A 14,278-nucleotide genomic window follows, 5' to 3' on the forward strand; every position below is an offset into this window, starting at 1 on the left:
GCAAGGCGTGCGTCCGTGGACATAAATAACTATCCGGCGACAAACGGAGGCAATTTGTCCGGTGGGGGAGACGTATCTCATATGGTTGTCCTGACCCCGCGGTTCTGATTAGACAATGTGACTCGGTTCACAGGTAAGATCTTCAGGACGCTTCCGCAGGGTTGCCTGCCATCACCGCCGGCGCCGATGACGACGCCGCGTGTGGCGGACCGCTTCAGCCGCGCCGGGGAGGGGCGGCAAGGCGGAAAAGTGCCGGGCTATCCGGCACGTGACGGACATTTGAAAGGAACATCGTGAAGAAACGTTCGACCATGTTCGGCCTGGGGTCAGGCCTGCTGGCCACCGCCCTGCTTGTTTCCGCGTGCGGCAACGCGGGATCCTCCGAGGGCAATGCCGCCGAAGGCAGCACCGAATCGGTGGAGATCGGCATCAGCCAGATCGTCTCGCATCCGTCCCTGGACGCGGCCCGCGAAGGGTTCAAGAAGGCGCTGGCCGACAACGGCTACGTCGAGGGCGAGACCGTGACCTACGACGAGCAGAACGCGCAGGGCGACCAGGGCACCGCGACCTCCATCGCCGGCAAGTTCGCCAGCGACCAGAAGGACCTCATCCTGGCCATCGCGACGCCCACCGCGCAGGCGGCCGTGCAGGCCATCGTCGACACCCCGATCCTGTTCACCGCGGTCACCGACCCGGAGTCCGCCTCGCTGGTGGAAAGCATGGACGCCCCGGGATCGAACGTCAGCGGTACCTCGGACCGCAACCCGGTCGAGGAGCAGCTGGCCCTGGTCAAGGAGCTGAACCCGGACGCGAAGTCCGTGGGCATCGTCTACTCCTCGGGCGAGGTTAACTCCACCGTCCAGGTGGAATGGGCCAAGGAAGCGGCCAAGGAACTGGGCCTGGAGATCAAGGAAGCAGCGATCTCCAACTCCGGTGAAGTCCAGCAGGCCGCCGAGTCGCTCGACGTCGACGCGTTCTACGTGCCGACCGACAACAACGTGGTGTCCGCCCTCGAGTCCCTGATCCAGGTGGCCGAATCCAAGAAGATCCTGACGATTGCCGCCGAGGGCGACTCGGTGAAGCGCGGCACGGTGGCCACCTACGGCATCAACTACGAAAAGCTGGGCTACCAGACCGGCGAGATGGCCGTGAAGATCCTCAAGGGCGAGGCTGAACCGGCCTCCATGCCGGTGGAGACCCAGACCGAGCTGGAACTCTACGTCAACCCGGCCGCCGCCAAGCGCATGGGTGTGACCCTGCCGGACGGCTATGCCGACACGGCCGACCACGTCTTCGAGTAAGCCCGAACTTCCAGCTCGAGCCGAAGAAGTCCGCAGTCCCTCCGGCGGCCGGCCAGCCCGGCCGCCGGAGCGACGCCACGAGAGAACCAAGGTCTACTACCTATGATTACCGCGGTTGAGCTTGGGCTGATCTACGCGATCATGGCCCTGGGGGTCTACCTGACCTTCCGCATCCTCGATTTTCCCGACCTGACGGTCGACGGCAGTTTCACCACCGGCGCCGGAGTCGCCGCCATCAGCATCATCAACGGCATGCCGCCGGTCATGGCCACCATCCTGGCCTTCATCGCCGGCATGGCTGCCGGCACCGTCACCGGCCTGCTGCACACCAAGGGCAAGATCAACGGCCTGCTGGCCGGCATCCTGACGATGATCGCCCTCTATTCCATCAACCTGCGCATCATGGGCCGGGCCAACCTGCCGCTGTTGCGCGAAGAAACCCTGATCACCCCGCTGCGCGAGTCGGGGATGCTCGGCGGCATCGGCGCCATCGCCATCTTCCTGCTGGTCGCGCTGGTGGTGAAGGTGATCATGGACTGGTTCCTGCACACCGACATCGGACTGGCCATGCAGGCGACCGGCGACAACGAACAGATGATCCGCAGCTTCGGCGTCAGCACGGACAACCAGAAGATCCTGGGCCTCGCCCTGTCCAACGGGCTCGTGGCCGTCTGCGGCGCGTTCATCGCCCAGTACCAGGGCTTCGCCGACATCGGCATGGGCATCGGCCTGATCCTGGCCGGCCTGGCCTCGGTGATCATCGGCCAGGCGATCTTCGGAACCCGCCTGATCTGGATCGCCACCTTGGCCGTGGTGCTCGGTTCCGTGCTGTACCGCGTGGTCATCCAGCTGGCCCTCCAGGCCGGCCTGCAGCCGAATGACATGAAGCTGGTCTCGGCCGTGCTGGTGGTCATCGCGCTGGTGCTGCCGCAGTGGAAGGTCTTTCGCCGCGTCGGCGGGCTCGGAAAGATGAAGAAGTCCCTGACGGGAGCGAAGGGCTGACATGCTGGATATCAAGAACGTTCACAAGACCTTCTTCGCAGGCACCGTCAACGAGCGAGTCGCCCTGCAGGAGATCAACTTGTCCCTGGCCGCCGGCGAATTTGTCACGGTGATCGGCAGCAACGGTGCCGGCAAGTCGACCATCCTGAACATCACCTCCGGCAAGCTGCGCCCGGACGTTGGCACGGTGAGCATCGACGGCAACGACGTCACCAGGCTCGCCGACCACCAGCGGGCCCGCTTCGTCGGCCGCGTGTTCCAGGACCCGATGGCGGGAACGTCGCCGGAGATGACCATCGAACAAAACCTGGCCATCGCCTACGAACGCGGCAAGCGCCGCGGATTGCGCCCCGGCGTGACCCGCAAGAAGCGCGAATTCTTCAAGGAAGAGCTGCGTTCGTTGGAGCTCGGGCTGGAGAACCGGCTCAAGGCCAAGGTGGGTCTGCTCTCGGGCGGCCAGCGGCAGGCGCTGTCGCTGCTGATGGCCACGTTCAGCAGCCCGAAAATCCTGCTGCTGGACGAGCACACCGCCGCCCTCGACCCGCAGCGTGCGGAGCTGGTTAGCCGCCTGACCGCCGAAGTGGTGGACCGGCACCGCCTGACCACGCTGATGGTCACCCACAACATGGAGCAGGCGCTCCGGCTGGGCACGCGGCTGATCATGATGCACGAGGGCCGGATCATCCTGGACCTAAACCAGGAGCAGAAGCAGAAGGCCACAGTGCCGGACCTGCTGCATGAGTTCGAGAAGATCAAGGGCGTGGTCGACGACCGCACCATGCTCCAGTAGCGTCCGCGCTCCAGGAGCCACCGGCATCGGACCGGGTCAACGAACGACGGCGGCTGTCCCACCTAGGCGGTAGGGGCGGCCGCCGTTCCCGTGCCGGCGGCAGCAGCCAGCCGACCCGCGAGCTCCGCGGCGCGCTGCCGGAATTCCGCCGGCTCCAGGATTTCGAACGCAAAGCCGGTGGCGGCCAGCTCCACCAGGGGGTAGTCCAGCGAATCGTAGCCGGCCCGCAGCAGGGTGGCGCCGCCGTCGTCGGACAGGACGGCGATGTTCGGCGGGATCCTCTCCGCGACGGCCTGCAGGGGAGCGTCGATCCGGACCACCACGTCGAACCGGTACGGCGACCGCGTGATCGACTGCTGGACGTAGGCGGCCAGGTCCGGCTGCGGCAACTGCCGCGGGGCAAAGCGTTCACGCGCCGTGGGAACCGATTCGAACCGGTCCACCCGAAAGGTGCGCCAGTCCTGCCGGCCGGTGTCGTAGGCCACCAGATACCAGCGGCGCCCGGTGTCCACCAGCCGGTACGGTTCGGCCAGGCGGCGGCCGGACTCGCCGTCCGCCTTGGCGTAGCGGAAGCCGACCACGCGCCGTTCGGCAATGGCGGTGGAAATCCCGGTCAGCACCTCGGGGTCAACGGCGGCGGTGGGGCCGGCCAGGGTGACCACGGCGTTCTTCAGGGTGGAAAACTTGGGCCGGAGCCGCGCCGGCAGCACCTGCTCCAGCTTGGTCAGCGCCCGGAGCGAGGCTTCGCCGACGCCGGCCACCGGGCTGGCGGTCACCGCCCCGAGGCCCAGCGCGACGGCGAGGGCTTCGTCGTCGTCAAGCAGCAGCGGCGGAAGCTGCGCGCCCGCGCCCAGCTGGTAGCCGCCGGCCACGCCGGGGGAGGCATTGATGGGATACCCGAGGCTGCGGAGCTTGCCGATGTCGCGGCGCACCGTCCGTTCGGTGACCCCCATCCGCCCGGCCAGGGCGGACCCGGTCCACTCCCGGCGCATCTGGAGCAGGGAGAGCAGCTGCAGCAGCCGCGCGGACGTTTCGAGCATGGCCCACCTGTCTTCAGCAGCCGGAGCGTACCGAACCCTGCAGCACGCGCGGGTGCCGGTCGTTCCGGCAACAGGGCCACTCTAGTCTCGATTCACGACAAGAACTGTCCGTGATCAGGGGGCCGGCTTGCCGGCAACCGGCAACCCGTCCCGTCCCAGGGGTTCGCCCCCCGCTCTGGGCAAACAGCCGGCCGCCCGGCATGATGGACTCCCGGGCTCCCCAGGCGGGGAGCCGCCGTTGGGGAGGAGCCGGAATGTCTTTCAATGCAGCCGAGGAGTTGCTCGAGCAGCTGACCTGGCATTGGGACGCCCAGGCCCGGCCGCGGCTGGAGGGGCTTACCGACGAAGAGTACTTCTGGGAGCCCGCCGAGGGCTGCTGGAACGTGCGGCACCGCGGGACCAGTACCGCACCGATGGCGGTGGGCGCCGGCGTTTTCACGATCGACTTCGGACTTCCGGAGCCGGTGCCGCCGCCCGTCACCACCGTTGCCTGGCGGCTGGGCCACATTTTGGTGGGCGTGCTGGGCAGCCGTAACGCCTCGCACTTCGGCGGGCCGCCGGTCAGCTACGAATCGTTCGACTATCCGGGCACGGCGTCGGGCGCGTTGGAGCTGCTGGACGAATACTATGCGCACTGGATTGCGGGTGTCCGGGGACTCGGCGACGAGGGGCTGGCGGCGCCCTGCGGGCCGGCCGAAGGCCCCTATGCCGAGCGATCCATGGGGACGCTGGTGCTGCACATCAACCGGGAAATGATTCATCACCTGGCCGAGGTCGCGCTGTTGCGCGACCTGTTCGCCCACCGCCAGTAGGGAGCCGTGCAGAGGGTCCGGGCCGCGGGTTGCTCCAGAGGGCCGGGCCGCGGGGTGCTTTCAGGGGGCCGGGTCCCGCGGGTCCCTTCGTCAGGAACCCGCGGAGGGGTGGCCGGGTCAGGCCAGCCGGGCGAGGTCGGTGTAGGGGCGGCTCGGGGTGGAGCCGGCCGTCCAGTCGGCCTGCGAGCGTTCCGGCGGGGTGTTTCCCCGTCCGTCACGCAGGATCAGCCGGAGGGTTTCGATGATTACGAGGAGTGCCAGTGCGGTGATCAGGAGGAGTTCCATGCCTCCATGGTGGTCCTGCGGCCGGCAAAAAAAGAGTGGCAGAAACGACCATAAAGCATAAAAAACTGCCATACTGGTGGCATGCTGAAAAAGGTGGCCGTGGTGGTGCTTCCGGGAGCTGCGCCGTTCGAATTCGGGGTGGTCTGCGAAGTCTTCGGCATCGACCGTTCCGACCGGGGGACCGGTGTTCCGGCGTTCGACTTCCGGATCTGCACCCCCGAGCCGGGGGTCGTCAGCAGCAAGCTGGGGTTCTCCCTCAATGTCCCGCTCGGGCTGGAGGCCGCCGACGACGCGGACCTCGTGGTGGTGGCGCCGTACCAGCGCATGGACCAGGCCCCCGAAGCGCTTCTGCAGGCCCTGCGGGCGGCCCACGCCCGCGGCGCCTGGGTCTTGTCCGTGTGCTCGGCGGCCTTTGTGCTGGCCGAAGCGGGGCTGTTGGACGGCCGGCGCGCCACCACCCACTGGCAGTACTCACACCAGCTGGCCGCAGAATATCCGCAGGTCGACGTCGACGAAAACGTGTTGTACGTGGAGGACGAGCGCATCATCACCAGCGCCGGCACCGCCGCCGGAATCGACGCCTGCCTGCACCTGGTGCGGACCGAACTCGGGGCATCCGTGGCTTCGGCCATCGCCCGGGACATGGTGGTGCCGCCGCACCGGGCCGGGGGCCAGTCGCAATATATTGACCGCCCCATGTCGCTGGCCGGCTGCCACACCCTCAAGGACCTGCTGGCGTGGCTGTCCGAGAACCTGGCTCAGGACGTCAGCGTTGCCCAGCTGGCCGCGCGGGTCCACATGTCCGAGCGCACCTTCGCCCGCCGGTTCCGGGCCGAGACCGGCGCGACGCCGGCGGCATGGATCAACGCCCAGCGGGTGCTGCGTGCGCAGGAACTGCTCGAGGAATCGGACCTGAACATCGAGGAGATCGCCCGGATCACCGGGTTCGGCCAGGCGGTGCTGCTGCGCCACCATTTCGCCAGGTCCGTTGGCGTGAGCCCGGCGTCCTACCGCCGCACCTTCCGCGGCGGTGGCGCCGCCGCCGGCGCGCGGCAGCCGGCAGGCAGCGCGGCCCGCTAGGGGCCGTTTCCCTCCGCGGCACGCCGGGGGTTGTCCTTGTACCGCGGCCCGCGTGCAGGCACACTCATAAGTGTGCTTAGTAGTCCGGCGGGCGATGCGCGGCGGATGAGCAGGGTGCCTGCGCCTGCCGGGCGCGCGCACCCCAAGCGAACAAAGGAGAACCGGTGATGAGTTCAGCTGCAGAAGGGGCCAGGAGCCCGAAGCAACGGCGCAATGAAGTGGTAGCGGCCGAGAGGCGCCAATTCGGCGGCATCAAGTGGGGTTCGGCGTTCTTCGGCTGGCTCGCGGCCACCGGGATCGGGGTCATCCTGACGGCGCTCGTAGCCGCCATCGGCACGGCAGTGGGCATTGCCGAGAGCGCCGATCCCGCGCAGGTTGCCGAGCAGGCGTCCCGGAACCTGGGGACGGTCGGCATCGCGGGCGGCATCATCCTGGCCGTCATCTTGTTCATTTCGTATTTCTGCGGCGGATACGTGGCCGGCCGGATGGCCCGCTTCGACGGCGTCAAGCAGGGGCTGGCCGTGTGGCTGTGGGCGATCGTGGTTGCCATTGTGCTCGCCATCCTGGGGCTGATCGCCGGCAGCCAGTTCAATGTGCTGAGCGCCTTAAACAGTTTCCCCCGCGTGCCCCTCGGCGAAGGGGAGCTGACGACCGGCGGCATCATATTCCTGGTCGTCGCGGCGCTGGTTTCGCTCGCCGGCGCCATTCTCGGCGGCAGGTCCGGCATGCGCTTCCACCGCAAGGTGGACCAGGTGGGCGTCGACCGCCGCTTCGACGGGCCGGGAGACGGCGAGTAACGCACCTCCGGCGCAGGCCGGCTGCAGTTAACGGGAGAATCCCCGGCCGTTTGGCCGGGGATTCTCCCTTGTCCTGCGCTTCAGTGCCCTCGATAGGATTCGAACCTACGGCCTTCTGCTCCGGAGGCAGACGCTCTATCCCCTGAGCTACGAGGGCGCGGCACAGGCTGTTGGCCCGGTGCCCTGCGGGACCTATTGAGCTTATCAGCATCTGCGCCGCCAGAAGAAATGCGCCCCGGCCGGCCCCGACGGCGACCGTGCGGGAAGCGGCCGGTCCGGCCGTCACATCCGGCCGGCGCCGTGCGCCTGCGAGCCCGGTCACAGCCAGCCCGCCGAAAGCCGGTCGGATCAAGGGATTGCCCTATGCTTGTGGGGTGACTCCTGAAGAACTTTCCGCTGCCATTGCCGCCTGCCTGCAGGCCGCCGTCGACGCCGGCGACTTCGCCGTCGAAATGCCCAGCGAGGTCCGGGTGGAGCGCCCCAAGAACCGTGAGCACGGGGACTGGGCCACCAACATCGCCATGCAGCTGGCCAAGAAGGCCGGCATGAATCCGCGCCAGTTCGCCGAGATCCTCAGCGCGCGGCTGGAGAAGATTGACGGCGTCACCCGGGTGGACATCGCCGGACCGGGATTCCTGAACATCACCGTGGACGCCGCCGCGGCGGGAACGCTGGCCCGCAGCATCGTGGAGGCCGGCAGCGCCTTCGGCACCGCCAACGACCTGGCGGGCCAGCGGATCAACCTCGAATTCGTCTCCGCCAACCCGACCGGCCCGATCCACCTGGGCGGGACCCGCTGGGCGGCACTCGGCGACGCCCTGGCCCGCATCCTGGCCGCCCAGGGCGCCGACGTCACGCGCGAGTACTACTTCAACGACCACGGGTCGCAGATCGACCGCTTCGCCCGCTCGCTGCTGGCGAAGGCCAAGGGCGAGCCCGCCCCCGAGGATGGCTACGGCGGAGACTACATCGCGGACATTGCCCAAGCGGTGCTGCGGCAGAATCCGGATGCACTGTCGGCGGACGACCCGCAGGAAGAGTTCCGCAGCCGCGGCGTCGAGCTGATGTTTGCCGCCATCAAGGAATCGCTGCACGACTTCGGGGTGGACTTCGACGTCTACTTCCACGAAAACTCCCTGTTCGAGGACGGTGCGGTCGAAAAGCTGCTGGAGCAGCTCAAGACCTCCGGCAGCCTCTACTTCCAGGACGGTGCCTGGTGGTTGAAGTCCACGGACTTCGGCGATGACAAGGACCGCGTCGTCATCAAGTCCGACGGCAATGCCGCCTATATCGCCGGCGACATCGCCTACTTCAAGAACAAGCGGGACCGCGGCTTTGACCTGTGCATCTACATGCTCGGCGCCGACCACCACGGTTACGTTGCCCGGCTGAAAGCCGCCGCGGCCGCGATCGGCGACGACGCCGACCGGGTGGAAGTGCTGATCGGGCAGATGGTCAACCTGGTCAAGGACGGCAAGCCCCTGCGGATGTCGAAGCGGGCCGGCACTGTGGTGACCATGGAGGACCTGGTCGACGCCGTGGGTGTGGATGCCGCCCGCTATGCCCTCACCCGCTCGCACGCCGATTCCAACATCGACATCGACCTGGACCTGCTCGTCAAGCACAGCAACGACAACCCGGTCTTCTACGTGCAGTACGCCCATGCGCGCACCTGCGCCGTCGCGCGCAACGCGGCCTCTTCCGGCGTGGACCGCAGCGCGTTCTATGCCTCGCTGCTGGACCATGCCACGGAGAACGAGCTGCTGGCCGTGCTCGGCGCCTACCCGTCGGTGGTCGCCACGGCCGCGAAGCTGCGGGAACCGCACCGCGTCGCCCGGCACCTGGAAGTCATCGCCGGCGCGTACCACCGCTGGTACGACGCCTGCCGCGTGACGCCGATCGGGGACGGCGAAGTCACCGACACGCACCGTACCCGCTTGTGGTTAAACGCCGCCGTCACCCAGGTCCTGGCCAACGGCCTCGGCCTGCTGGGCGTCAGCGCGCCGGAGAGGATGTAATGCCCGCAGCACATGAAACCGCCGCCGCGTCTGAACTGGCGCCGGACTGGCTCACCCGCCCGCAGGACGTCAACCGGCTGGACGCCAAGCTCTGGGCCCGGGACGTGTCCCGCGGCGCGGAGGGCGAGCTGGAAATCTCCGGCCTCGGCGTCACCCGGCTGAAAGAGCAGTTCGGCACGCCGCTGTTCGTGGTGTCCGAGGACGACTTCCGGGCCCGCGCGCGCGAGTTCAAGCAGGCCTTCGACGAGGCCTTCAGCACGCTCTGCGGCGGCGTCGACGTCTACTACGCAGGCAAGGCGTTCCTCAGCGTGGAAATTGCCCGGTGGGTGGCGCAGGAGGGGCTGCGGCTGGACACCTGCAGCGGCGGGGAGCTGGCCGTGGCCGCTCGCGCCGGCATCCCGGGGGAGGACCTGGGCCTGCACGGCAACAACAAGTCGGACGCCGAACTCCACCGCGCGCTGGACATGGGGCTGGGCCGCATCGTGGTGGACAGCCTGGACGAACTGGCGCGCCTGGGAGCCATCGCCGCTGCCCGCGGCGAGATGGCCAACGTGATGCTGCGGCTGACCCCCGGCGTGCACGCGCACACCCACGAGTTCATTGCCACGGCGCACGAAGACCAGAAGTTCGGGCTCTCGATGGCCGGCGCCGACGACGGCTCGGGGCACGACGCCGGCGCGCAGCCCCGGCCGGCCGGCTCGCCGGCCGCGCAGGCCGTGGCGGCGGCGCTGGAGCACGAGTCCATCAACCTGCTGGGCCTGCACTGCCACATCGGATCGCAGATCTTCGAGCCCGAAGGCTTCGCGCTGGCGGCCGAGCGGCTGCTCACGTTCGTTGCCGAGGTCAAGCGGGTCCACGGCGTGGACCTGCACGAACTGGACCTGGGCGGCGGCTACGGCATTGCCTACACCGAAGCCGACAGCCCCCGCCCGCCGGCGGAACTCGCCCAGGCGATGGCCGCCGTCGTGCGCTCCGTCACGCAGCGGCTCGGCATCCCGGTGCCGCGGATCTCGATCGAACCGGGCCGGGCCATCGCCGGGCCCAGCACGTTCACGCTCTACTCGGCCGGCACCCGCAAGACCGTCCAGGTGGACACGGAGGGCGGCGGCAGCAGCCCGCGGCGCTACGTGTCCGTGGACGGAGGCATGAGCGACAACGCCCGGCCGGTGCTCTATGACGCCGACTACTCGGCGGCGCTGGCCTCGCGTGTGACGGACGCGGCCCCGATTATTTCCCGCGTGGTTGGTAAACACTGCGAGAGCGGTGACATTGTAGTCAGGAACGTTTACCTGCCCGAGGACATCGAGGCAGGGGACCTGCTGGCGGTGCCGGCGACCGGGGCCTATTGCTGGGCGCTCTCCAGCAACTACAACTACGTTGCCCGGCCACCTGTGGTTGCCGTGCGCGGCGGCGAGGCGCGGTTGATCATCCGAGGCGAGACCGAAGCCGACCTGCTGGCCCGCGACCTGGGCTGAGCGCCGGCCGGGCAGCAGTTAATGCGAGTAAGACTAAGACTGAGAGTTTGGGCAGCATGAAAACGCTGAAGGTAGCACTGTTGGGATGCGGGAACGTCGGCGCCCAGGTGGCCCGCATCTTGCTTGACGACGCCGACGTGCTGGCCGCGCGGACCGGCGCGCGGCTGGAACTGACCGGCATCGCGGTGCGCAATGCCTCGGCCAAACGGGCCGTGGAACTGCCCGCAGAGCTGTTCACCACCGACGCCGCGACGCTGGTCAAGGACGCCGACATCGTGATTGAACTGCTGGGCGGCCTGGAACCGGCCCGGACGCTGATCCGCACCGCGATCGCCAACGGGGCCGCCGTCGTCACCGGCAACAAGGCCCTGCTGGCCGCCGACGGCCAGGAGCTGTACGCCCAGGCCGACGACGCCGGCGTCGAGCTCTCCTTCGAGGCGGCCGTGGCCGGGGCCATCCCCATCCTGCGGCCGATCCGCGAGTCGCTGGCGGGGGACCGCGTCACCAAGGTGATGGGCATCGTCAACGGAACCACCAACTACATCCTAAACCAGATGGATTCCACCGGCGCCCAGTTCGGCGAGGCGCTGGCCGCCGCTCAGGAGCTCGGCTACGCCGAAGCCGACCCCACCGCCGACATCGAAGGCCATGACGCCGCCGCCAAGGGCGCCATCCTGGCCGGGCTGGCCTTCCACACCGCGGTCGACCTGGCCGACGTCCAGTGCCAGGGCATCAGCTCCGTCTCCGCCGACGACATCGCCGCGGCCCGGGACGCCGGCTACGTGATCAAGCTGCTGGCGATCGCCGAGCGGCTGAGCGGCGCCGACGGCCGCGAGGGCGTGTCAGTGCGCGTCCACCCGACCCTGCTGCCGCGCCAGCACCCGCTGGCCGCCGTGCACGGGGCGTTCAACGCCGTCTTCGTGGAAGCGGAAAACGCCGGCGAACTGATGTTCTACGGCCAGGGTGCCGGCGGTGCGCCGACCGCGTCGGCCGTCGTCGGCGACGTGGTCAGCGCCGCCCGGCGCATGGTCGGCGGCGGCCCGGGCCGGACCGAAACGGCGACCGTGGACCTGCCCGCCGTCGGGCTGGACTCGGTCCGGACCAGCTACTACATCGGCCTGGACGTGGCCGACCGGCCCGGCGTGCTGGCCCAGATTGCCGGTGTTTTCGCCGAGCACGGGGTCTCCATCGAGACCATGCGCCAGACCATCCACACCGAAGGCCCGCTGGAGCCCGTCCACGACGGCGGCGAGGTGACCGCCGAACTGCGCTTCGTCACCCACCGGGCCTCCGAGGCGTCGCTGGCCGCAACGGTCGAGGCCGTGCGCGGGCTCGACATCGTCAACGCTGTTACCTCTGTCCTGCGAGTAGAAGGAATCTAAGTGGCCCACCAATGGCGCGGCGTCATCCGTGAATACGCGGACCGGCTGCCGGTATCGGAGCAGACCGAGATCATCACCCTCGGCGAGGGCGGCACCCCGCTGGTGCAGGCGAAGGCGCTCTCCGAGCTGACCGGATCCGAGGTCTACCTCAAGGTGGAGGGGATGAACCCCACCGGCTCGTTCAAGGACCGCGGCATGACCATGGCCATCACCGCGGCCGTGGAGGCCGGTGCCAAGGCGGTGGTCTGCGCGTCCACCGGCAACACCTCCGCGTCCGCTGCCGCCTATGCCACCCAGGCCGGGCTGAAGTGCGCGGTGCTGGTGCCGGCCGGCAAGATCGCCATGGGCAAGATGAGCCAGGCGGTCGCACACGGCGCCGAGATCATCCAGATCAACGGCAACTTCGACAACTGCCTGGAAGTGGCCCGCAAGCTCTCCGAGGCCTACCCGGTGTTCCTGGTCAACTCGGTGAACCCGGCACGCATCCAGGGCCAGAAGACGGCGGCCTTCGAGACCGTCGACTACCTGGGCGACGCGCCGGACATCCACGTGATGCCGGTGGGCAACGCGGGCAACATCACCGCGTACTGGAAGGGGTACCAGGAGTACGCCGCGCCGTACGAATCGGCCGTTGCCGGCATGCTCCCGCCGGTCGCCACCAAGACCCCCGTGCTGTGGGGCTTCCAGGCCGCCGGCGCGGCGCCGCTGGTGCTGGGACACCCGGTGACCGAACCGGAGACCATCGCCACCGCCATCCGGATCGGAAATCCGGCCTCCTGGGACACCGCCGTCGCCGCACGCGACGAGTCCGGCGGCCTGATCGACTCGGTGACCGACGACGAGATCCTGGCCGCGCACCGCTGGCTCTCCTCCCGCGAGGGCGTCTTCGTGGAGCCCGGCTCCGCGGCAGGCGTTGCCGGCGTGCTCAAGAAGCACGCGGCCGGGGAGGTGCCCGCGGGCAAGACTATCGTCATCACGGTCACCGGCCACGGGCTGAAGGACCCGCAGTGGGCACTGCAGACCGAGGACGGCAGCGAGGCGGCGCCGGTCAAGGTGGACTTCGACGTGGTCAGCGTGGCCAGCGCCCTGGGTCTTGAGTAGCAGCACCTTGCCGGAGGAGGGCACCGCCGTGGCCGGCCGCATCGCGCCCGGCCAGCGCGTCACCGTGCGGGTTCCGGCCACCAGCGCCAACCTGGGCCCGGGCTTCGACAGCCTGGGCCTGGCCCTGGCCTACTACGACACCGTCACGGTGGAATCGACCGACGACGGCGTCTTCCACGCCTCCGTGACCGGCGAGGGCGCGGCGGGCCTGCCCGCCGATGAAAGCCACCTGATCATCCGCACCCTGCGCGGCACGCTGCGTGAGGCCGGGTACGACGCCGGCGGGCTGCGCCTGCGGGCCCGGAACCTCATTCCGCACGGCCGCGGCATGGGATCCTCGGCCGCCGCCGTCGTGTCCGCCGTGCTGCTGGCCAACGCGCTGCTGCCGGAGCGGGAACGGCTGGGGGCGGCGGACATCCTGCAGGTTTGCTCCGCCCTGGAGGGCCACCCCGACAACGTGGCCCCGGCCCTTAGCGGGCAGCTGGCCATCTCCTGGGAAGAGGACGGCGTTTTCGCCAGCACCTGCGTGCCGATCTGCCCGGACATCGTGCCGGTGCTGGCCATCCCGGCCTACGAGCTTTCCACGGAAACCGCGCGCAACCTCCTGCCCGCGTCCGTGCCGCACCACATGGCCGCCGCCAACTCCGGCCGCGCCGCCCTGCTGGTCCACGCGCTGACCCGCGATCCGTCCCTGCTGCGGGCCGGAACCGAAGACTGGCTGCACCAGCGGCACCGGGCACCGGCCATGGAACCCAGCGCCGCGCTGATCGCGGCGCTGCGCAGCCAGGGCCACGCCGCCGTCGTCTCCGGTGCCGGACCCACCGTGATGACACTCGCCGCGAACCAGGCCGAGGCGGAGCAGGTCCAGCGGGCCATCGCCGCCCACCTGGAACGCCGTGACTCGCCGGGGAACTGGCGGGTGCTGAAACTGGCAGTGGACACAGATGGTGCTAAAGTGGAAGTGCACCCCCGGGATTAACCGGCGAGGACACCTGCCGGATGCTCCGGATCAAGCAAGCCGAGTAGCCGTTTGGGCAGGATCCCCGTTCCAGGTGCAGCCTTTCAGGAGCCTTCCGCGGCACTCAACGGCGTTGCTGCCGGCCATCGGCCGGACAGGACCTCACTCGTTCCATCCGGACGGCTTGTTTCAAGGTTTTTCATCTCTGATCACCCGGACTTGTTTCGGCACGACGCC

The 14,278-nt window shown here is 68.9% G+C and carries 13 protein-coding genes and 1 tRNA gene; 11 read left to right on the plus strand and 3 right to left on the minus strand.

Going from position 1 to position 14,278, the window contains the following annotated elements:
- Positions 1–311 precede the first annotated feature (311 nt).
- The 3 genes from AC5RUP_RS15300 to AC5RUP_RS15310 all read left to right on the plus strand — a co-directional run bounded on the left by AC5RUP_RS15300 (position 312) and on the right by AC5RUP_RS15310 (position 3,093).
- On the plus strand, positions 312–1,301 hold the full coding sequence (locus tag AC5RUP_RS15300) for an ABC transporter substrate-binding protein (protein WP_494001277.1): 990 nt from the start codon (positions 312–314) through the stop codon (positions 1,299–1,301).
- Positions 1,302–1,403: 102 nt separating this feature from the next.
- Positions 1,404–2,303, plus strand: a complete 900-nt coding sequence (locus AC5RUP_RS15305) for an ABC transporter permease (protein ID WP_493979031.1) — start codon at positions 1,404–1,406, stop codon at positions 2,301–2,303.
- Between the two features lies 1 nt (position 2,304).
- Positions 2,305–3,093, plus strand: a complete 789-nt coding sequence (locus AC5RUP_RS15310) for an ABC transporter ATP-binding protein (RefSeq protein ID WP_494131822.1) — start codon at positions 2,305–2,307, stop codon at positions 3,091–3,093.
- 62 nt (positions 3,094–3,155) lie between these two features.
- Here the strand turns inward: AC5RUP_RS15310 and AC5RUP_RS15315 are convergent, their stop codons facing one another.
- Positions 3,156–4,133, minus strand: coding sequence for a helix-turn-helix transcriptional regulator (locus AC5RUP_RS15315; RefSeq protein ID WP_494131821.1), 978 nt, complete (start codon positions 4,131–4,133; stop codon positions 3,156–3,158).
- Between the two features lie 254 nt (positions 4,134–4,387).
- Between AC5RUP_RS15315 and AC5RUP_RS15320 the strand changes: the two genes are divergently transcribed.
- The gene (locus tag AC5RUP_RS15320; protein ID WP_494154129.1) at positions 4,388–4,945 is read left to right on the plus strand and encodes a DinB family protein; all 558 of its coding nucleotides are present in this window, start codon (positions 4,388–4,390) and stop codon (positions 4,943–4,945) included.
- 117 nt (positions 4,946–5,062) lie between these two features.
- Here the strand turns inward: AC5RUP_RS15320 and AC5RUP_RS15325 are convergent, their stop codons facing one another.
- Positions 5,063–5,230 (minus strand): hypothetical protein, encoded by a 168-nt coding sequence (locus AC5RUP_RS15325; RefSeq protein ID WP_494000140.1) that lies wholly within the window; start codon positions 5,228–5,230, stop codon positions 5,063–5,065.
- Positions 5,231–5,311: 81 nt separating this feature from the next.
- Here AC5RUP_RS15325 and AC5RUP_RS15330 point away from each other — a divergent pair, with 81 nt between their 5' ends.
- Complete coding sequence (locus AC5RUP_RS15330; RefSeq protein ID WP_494131819.1) at positions 5,312–6,310, plus strand: GlxA family transcriptional regulator; 999 nt, start codon at positions 5,312–5,314, stop codon at positions 6,308–6,310.
- 167 nt (positions 6,311–6,477) lie between these two features.
- The gene (locus AC5RUP_RS15335) at positions 6,478–7,107 is read left to right on the plus strand and encodes a hypothetical protein (RefSeq protein ID WP_494131818.1); all 630 of its coding nucleotides are present in this window, start codon (positions 6,478–6,480) and stop codon (positions 7,105–7,107) included.
- An 84-nt stretch (positions 7,108–7,191) separates the two neighbouring features.
- Here the strand turns inward: AC5RUP_RS15335 and AC5RUP_RS15340 are convergent.
- Positions 7,192–7,264: transfer RNA gene (locus AC5RUP_RS15340), tRNA-Arg, on the minus strand.
- Between the two features lie 217 nt (positions 7,265–7,481).
- Here AC5RUP_RS15340 and argS point away from each other — a divergent pair.
- The 5 genes from argS to thrB are packed head-to-tail and all read left to right on the plus strand — an operon-like array spanning position 7,482 to position 14,062.
- On the plus strand, positions 7,482–9,125 hold the full coding sequence (gene argS / locus AC5RUP_RS15345; protein WP_494154831.1) for an arginine--tRNA ligase: 1,644 nt from the start codon (positions 7,482–7,484) through the stop codon (positions 9,123–9,125).
- Positions 9,125–10,600, plus strand: coding sequence for a diaminopimelate decarboxylase (gene lysA / locus AC5RUP_RS15350; protein ID WP_494131816.1), 1,476 nt, complete (start codon positions 9,125–9,127; stop codon positions 10,598–10,600). The genes argS and lysA overlap by 1 nt, the downstream gene beginning before the upstream one ends.
- Before the next feature lie 56 nt (positions 10,601–10,656).
- Complete coding sequence (locus tag AC5RUP_RS15355; RefSeq protein WP_494158729.1) at positions 10,657–11,982, plus strand: homoserine dehydrogenase; 1,326 nt, start codon at positions 10,657–10,659, stop codon at positions 11,980–11,982.
- Entirely contained in the window at positions 11,983–13,083 is a 1,101-nt protein-coding gene (thrC, locus tag AC5RUP_RS15360; RefSeq protein ID WP_494093187.1) for a threonine synthase, read from the plus strand.
- On the plus strand, positions 13,076–14,062 hold the full coding sequence (gene thrB / locus AC5RUP_RS15365; RefSeq protein ID WP_494131815.1) for a homoserine kinase: 987 nt from the start codon (positions 13,076–13,078) through the stop codon (positions 14,060–14,062). Before thrC ends, thrB begins: the two co-directional genes overlap by 8 nt.
- The last annotated feature ends 216 nt before the right edge of the window (positions 14,063–14,278 follow it).

This window comes from Arthrobacter sp. Y3223151, from assembly GCF_059091125.1.

Bases quoted from the DNA above. Each gene is read 5' to 3' on its own strand.
- AC5RUP_RS15300 (WP_494001277.1), top strand. From the start codon at position 312: ATGTTCGGCCTGGGGTCAGGCCTGCTGGCCACCGCCCTGCTTGTTTCC.
- AC5RUP_RS15305 (WP_493979031.1), top strand. From the start codon at position 1,404: ATGATTACCGCGGTTGAGCTTGGGCTGATCTACGCGATCATGGCCCTG.
- AC5RUP_RS15310 (WP_494131822.1), top strand. From the start codon at position 2,305: ATGCTGGATATCAAGAACGTTCACAAGACCTTCTTCGCAGGCACCGTC.
- AC5RUP_RS15315 (WP_494131821.1), bottom strand. From the start codon at position 4,133: ATGCTCGAAACGTCCGCGCGGCTGCTGCAGCTGCTCTCCCTGCTCCAG.
- AC5RUP_RS15320 (WP_494154129.1), top strand. From the start codon at position 4,388: ATGTCTTTCAATGCAGCCGAGGAGTTGCTCGAGCAGCTGACCTGGCAT.
- AC5RUP_RS15325 (WP_494000140.1), bottom strand. From the start codon at position 5,230: ATGGAACTCCTCCTGATCACCGCACTGGCACTCCTCGTAATCATCGAA.
- AC5RUP_RS15330 (WP_494131819.1), top strand. From the start codon at position 5,312: ATGCTGAAAAAGGTGGCCGTGGTGGTGCTTCCGGGAGCTGCGCCGTTC.
- AC5RUP_RS15335 (WP_494131818.1), top strand. From the start codon at position 6,478: ATGAGTTCAGCTGCAGAAGGGGCCAGGAGCCCGAAGCAACGGCGCAAT.
- lysA (WP_494131816.1), top strand. From the start codon at position 9,125: ATGCCCGCAGCACATGAAACCGCCGCCGCGTCTGAACTGGCGCCGGAC.
- AC5RUP_RS15355 (WP_494158729.1), top strand. From the start codon at position 10,657: ATGAAAACGCTGAAGGTAGCACTGTTGGGATGCGGGAACGTCGGCGCC.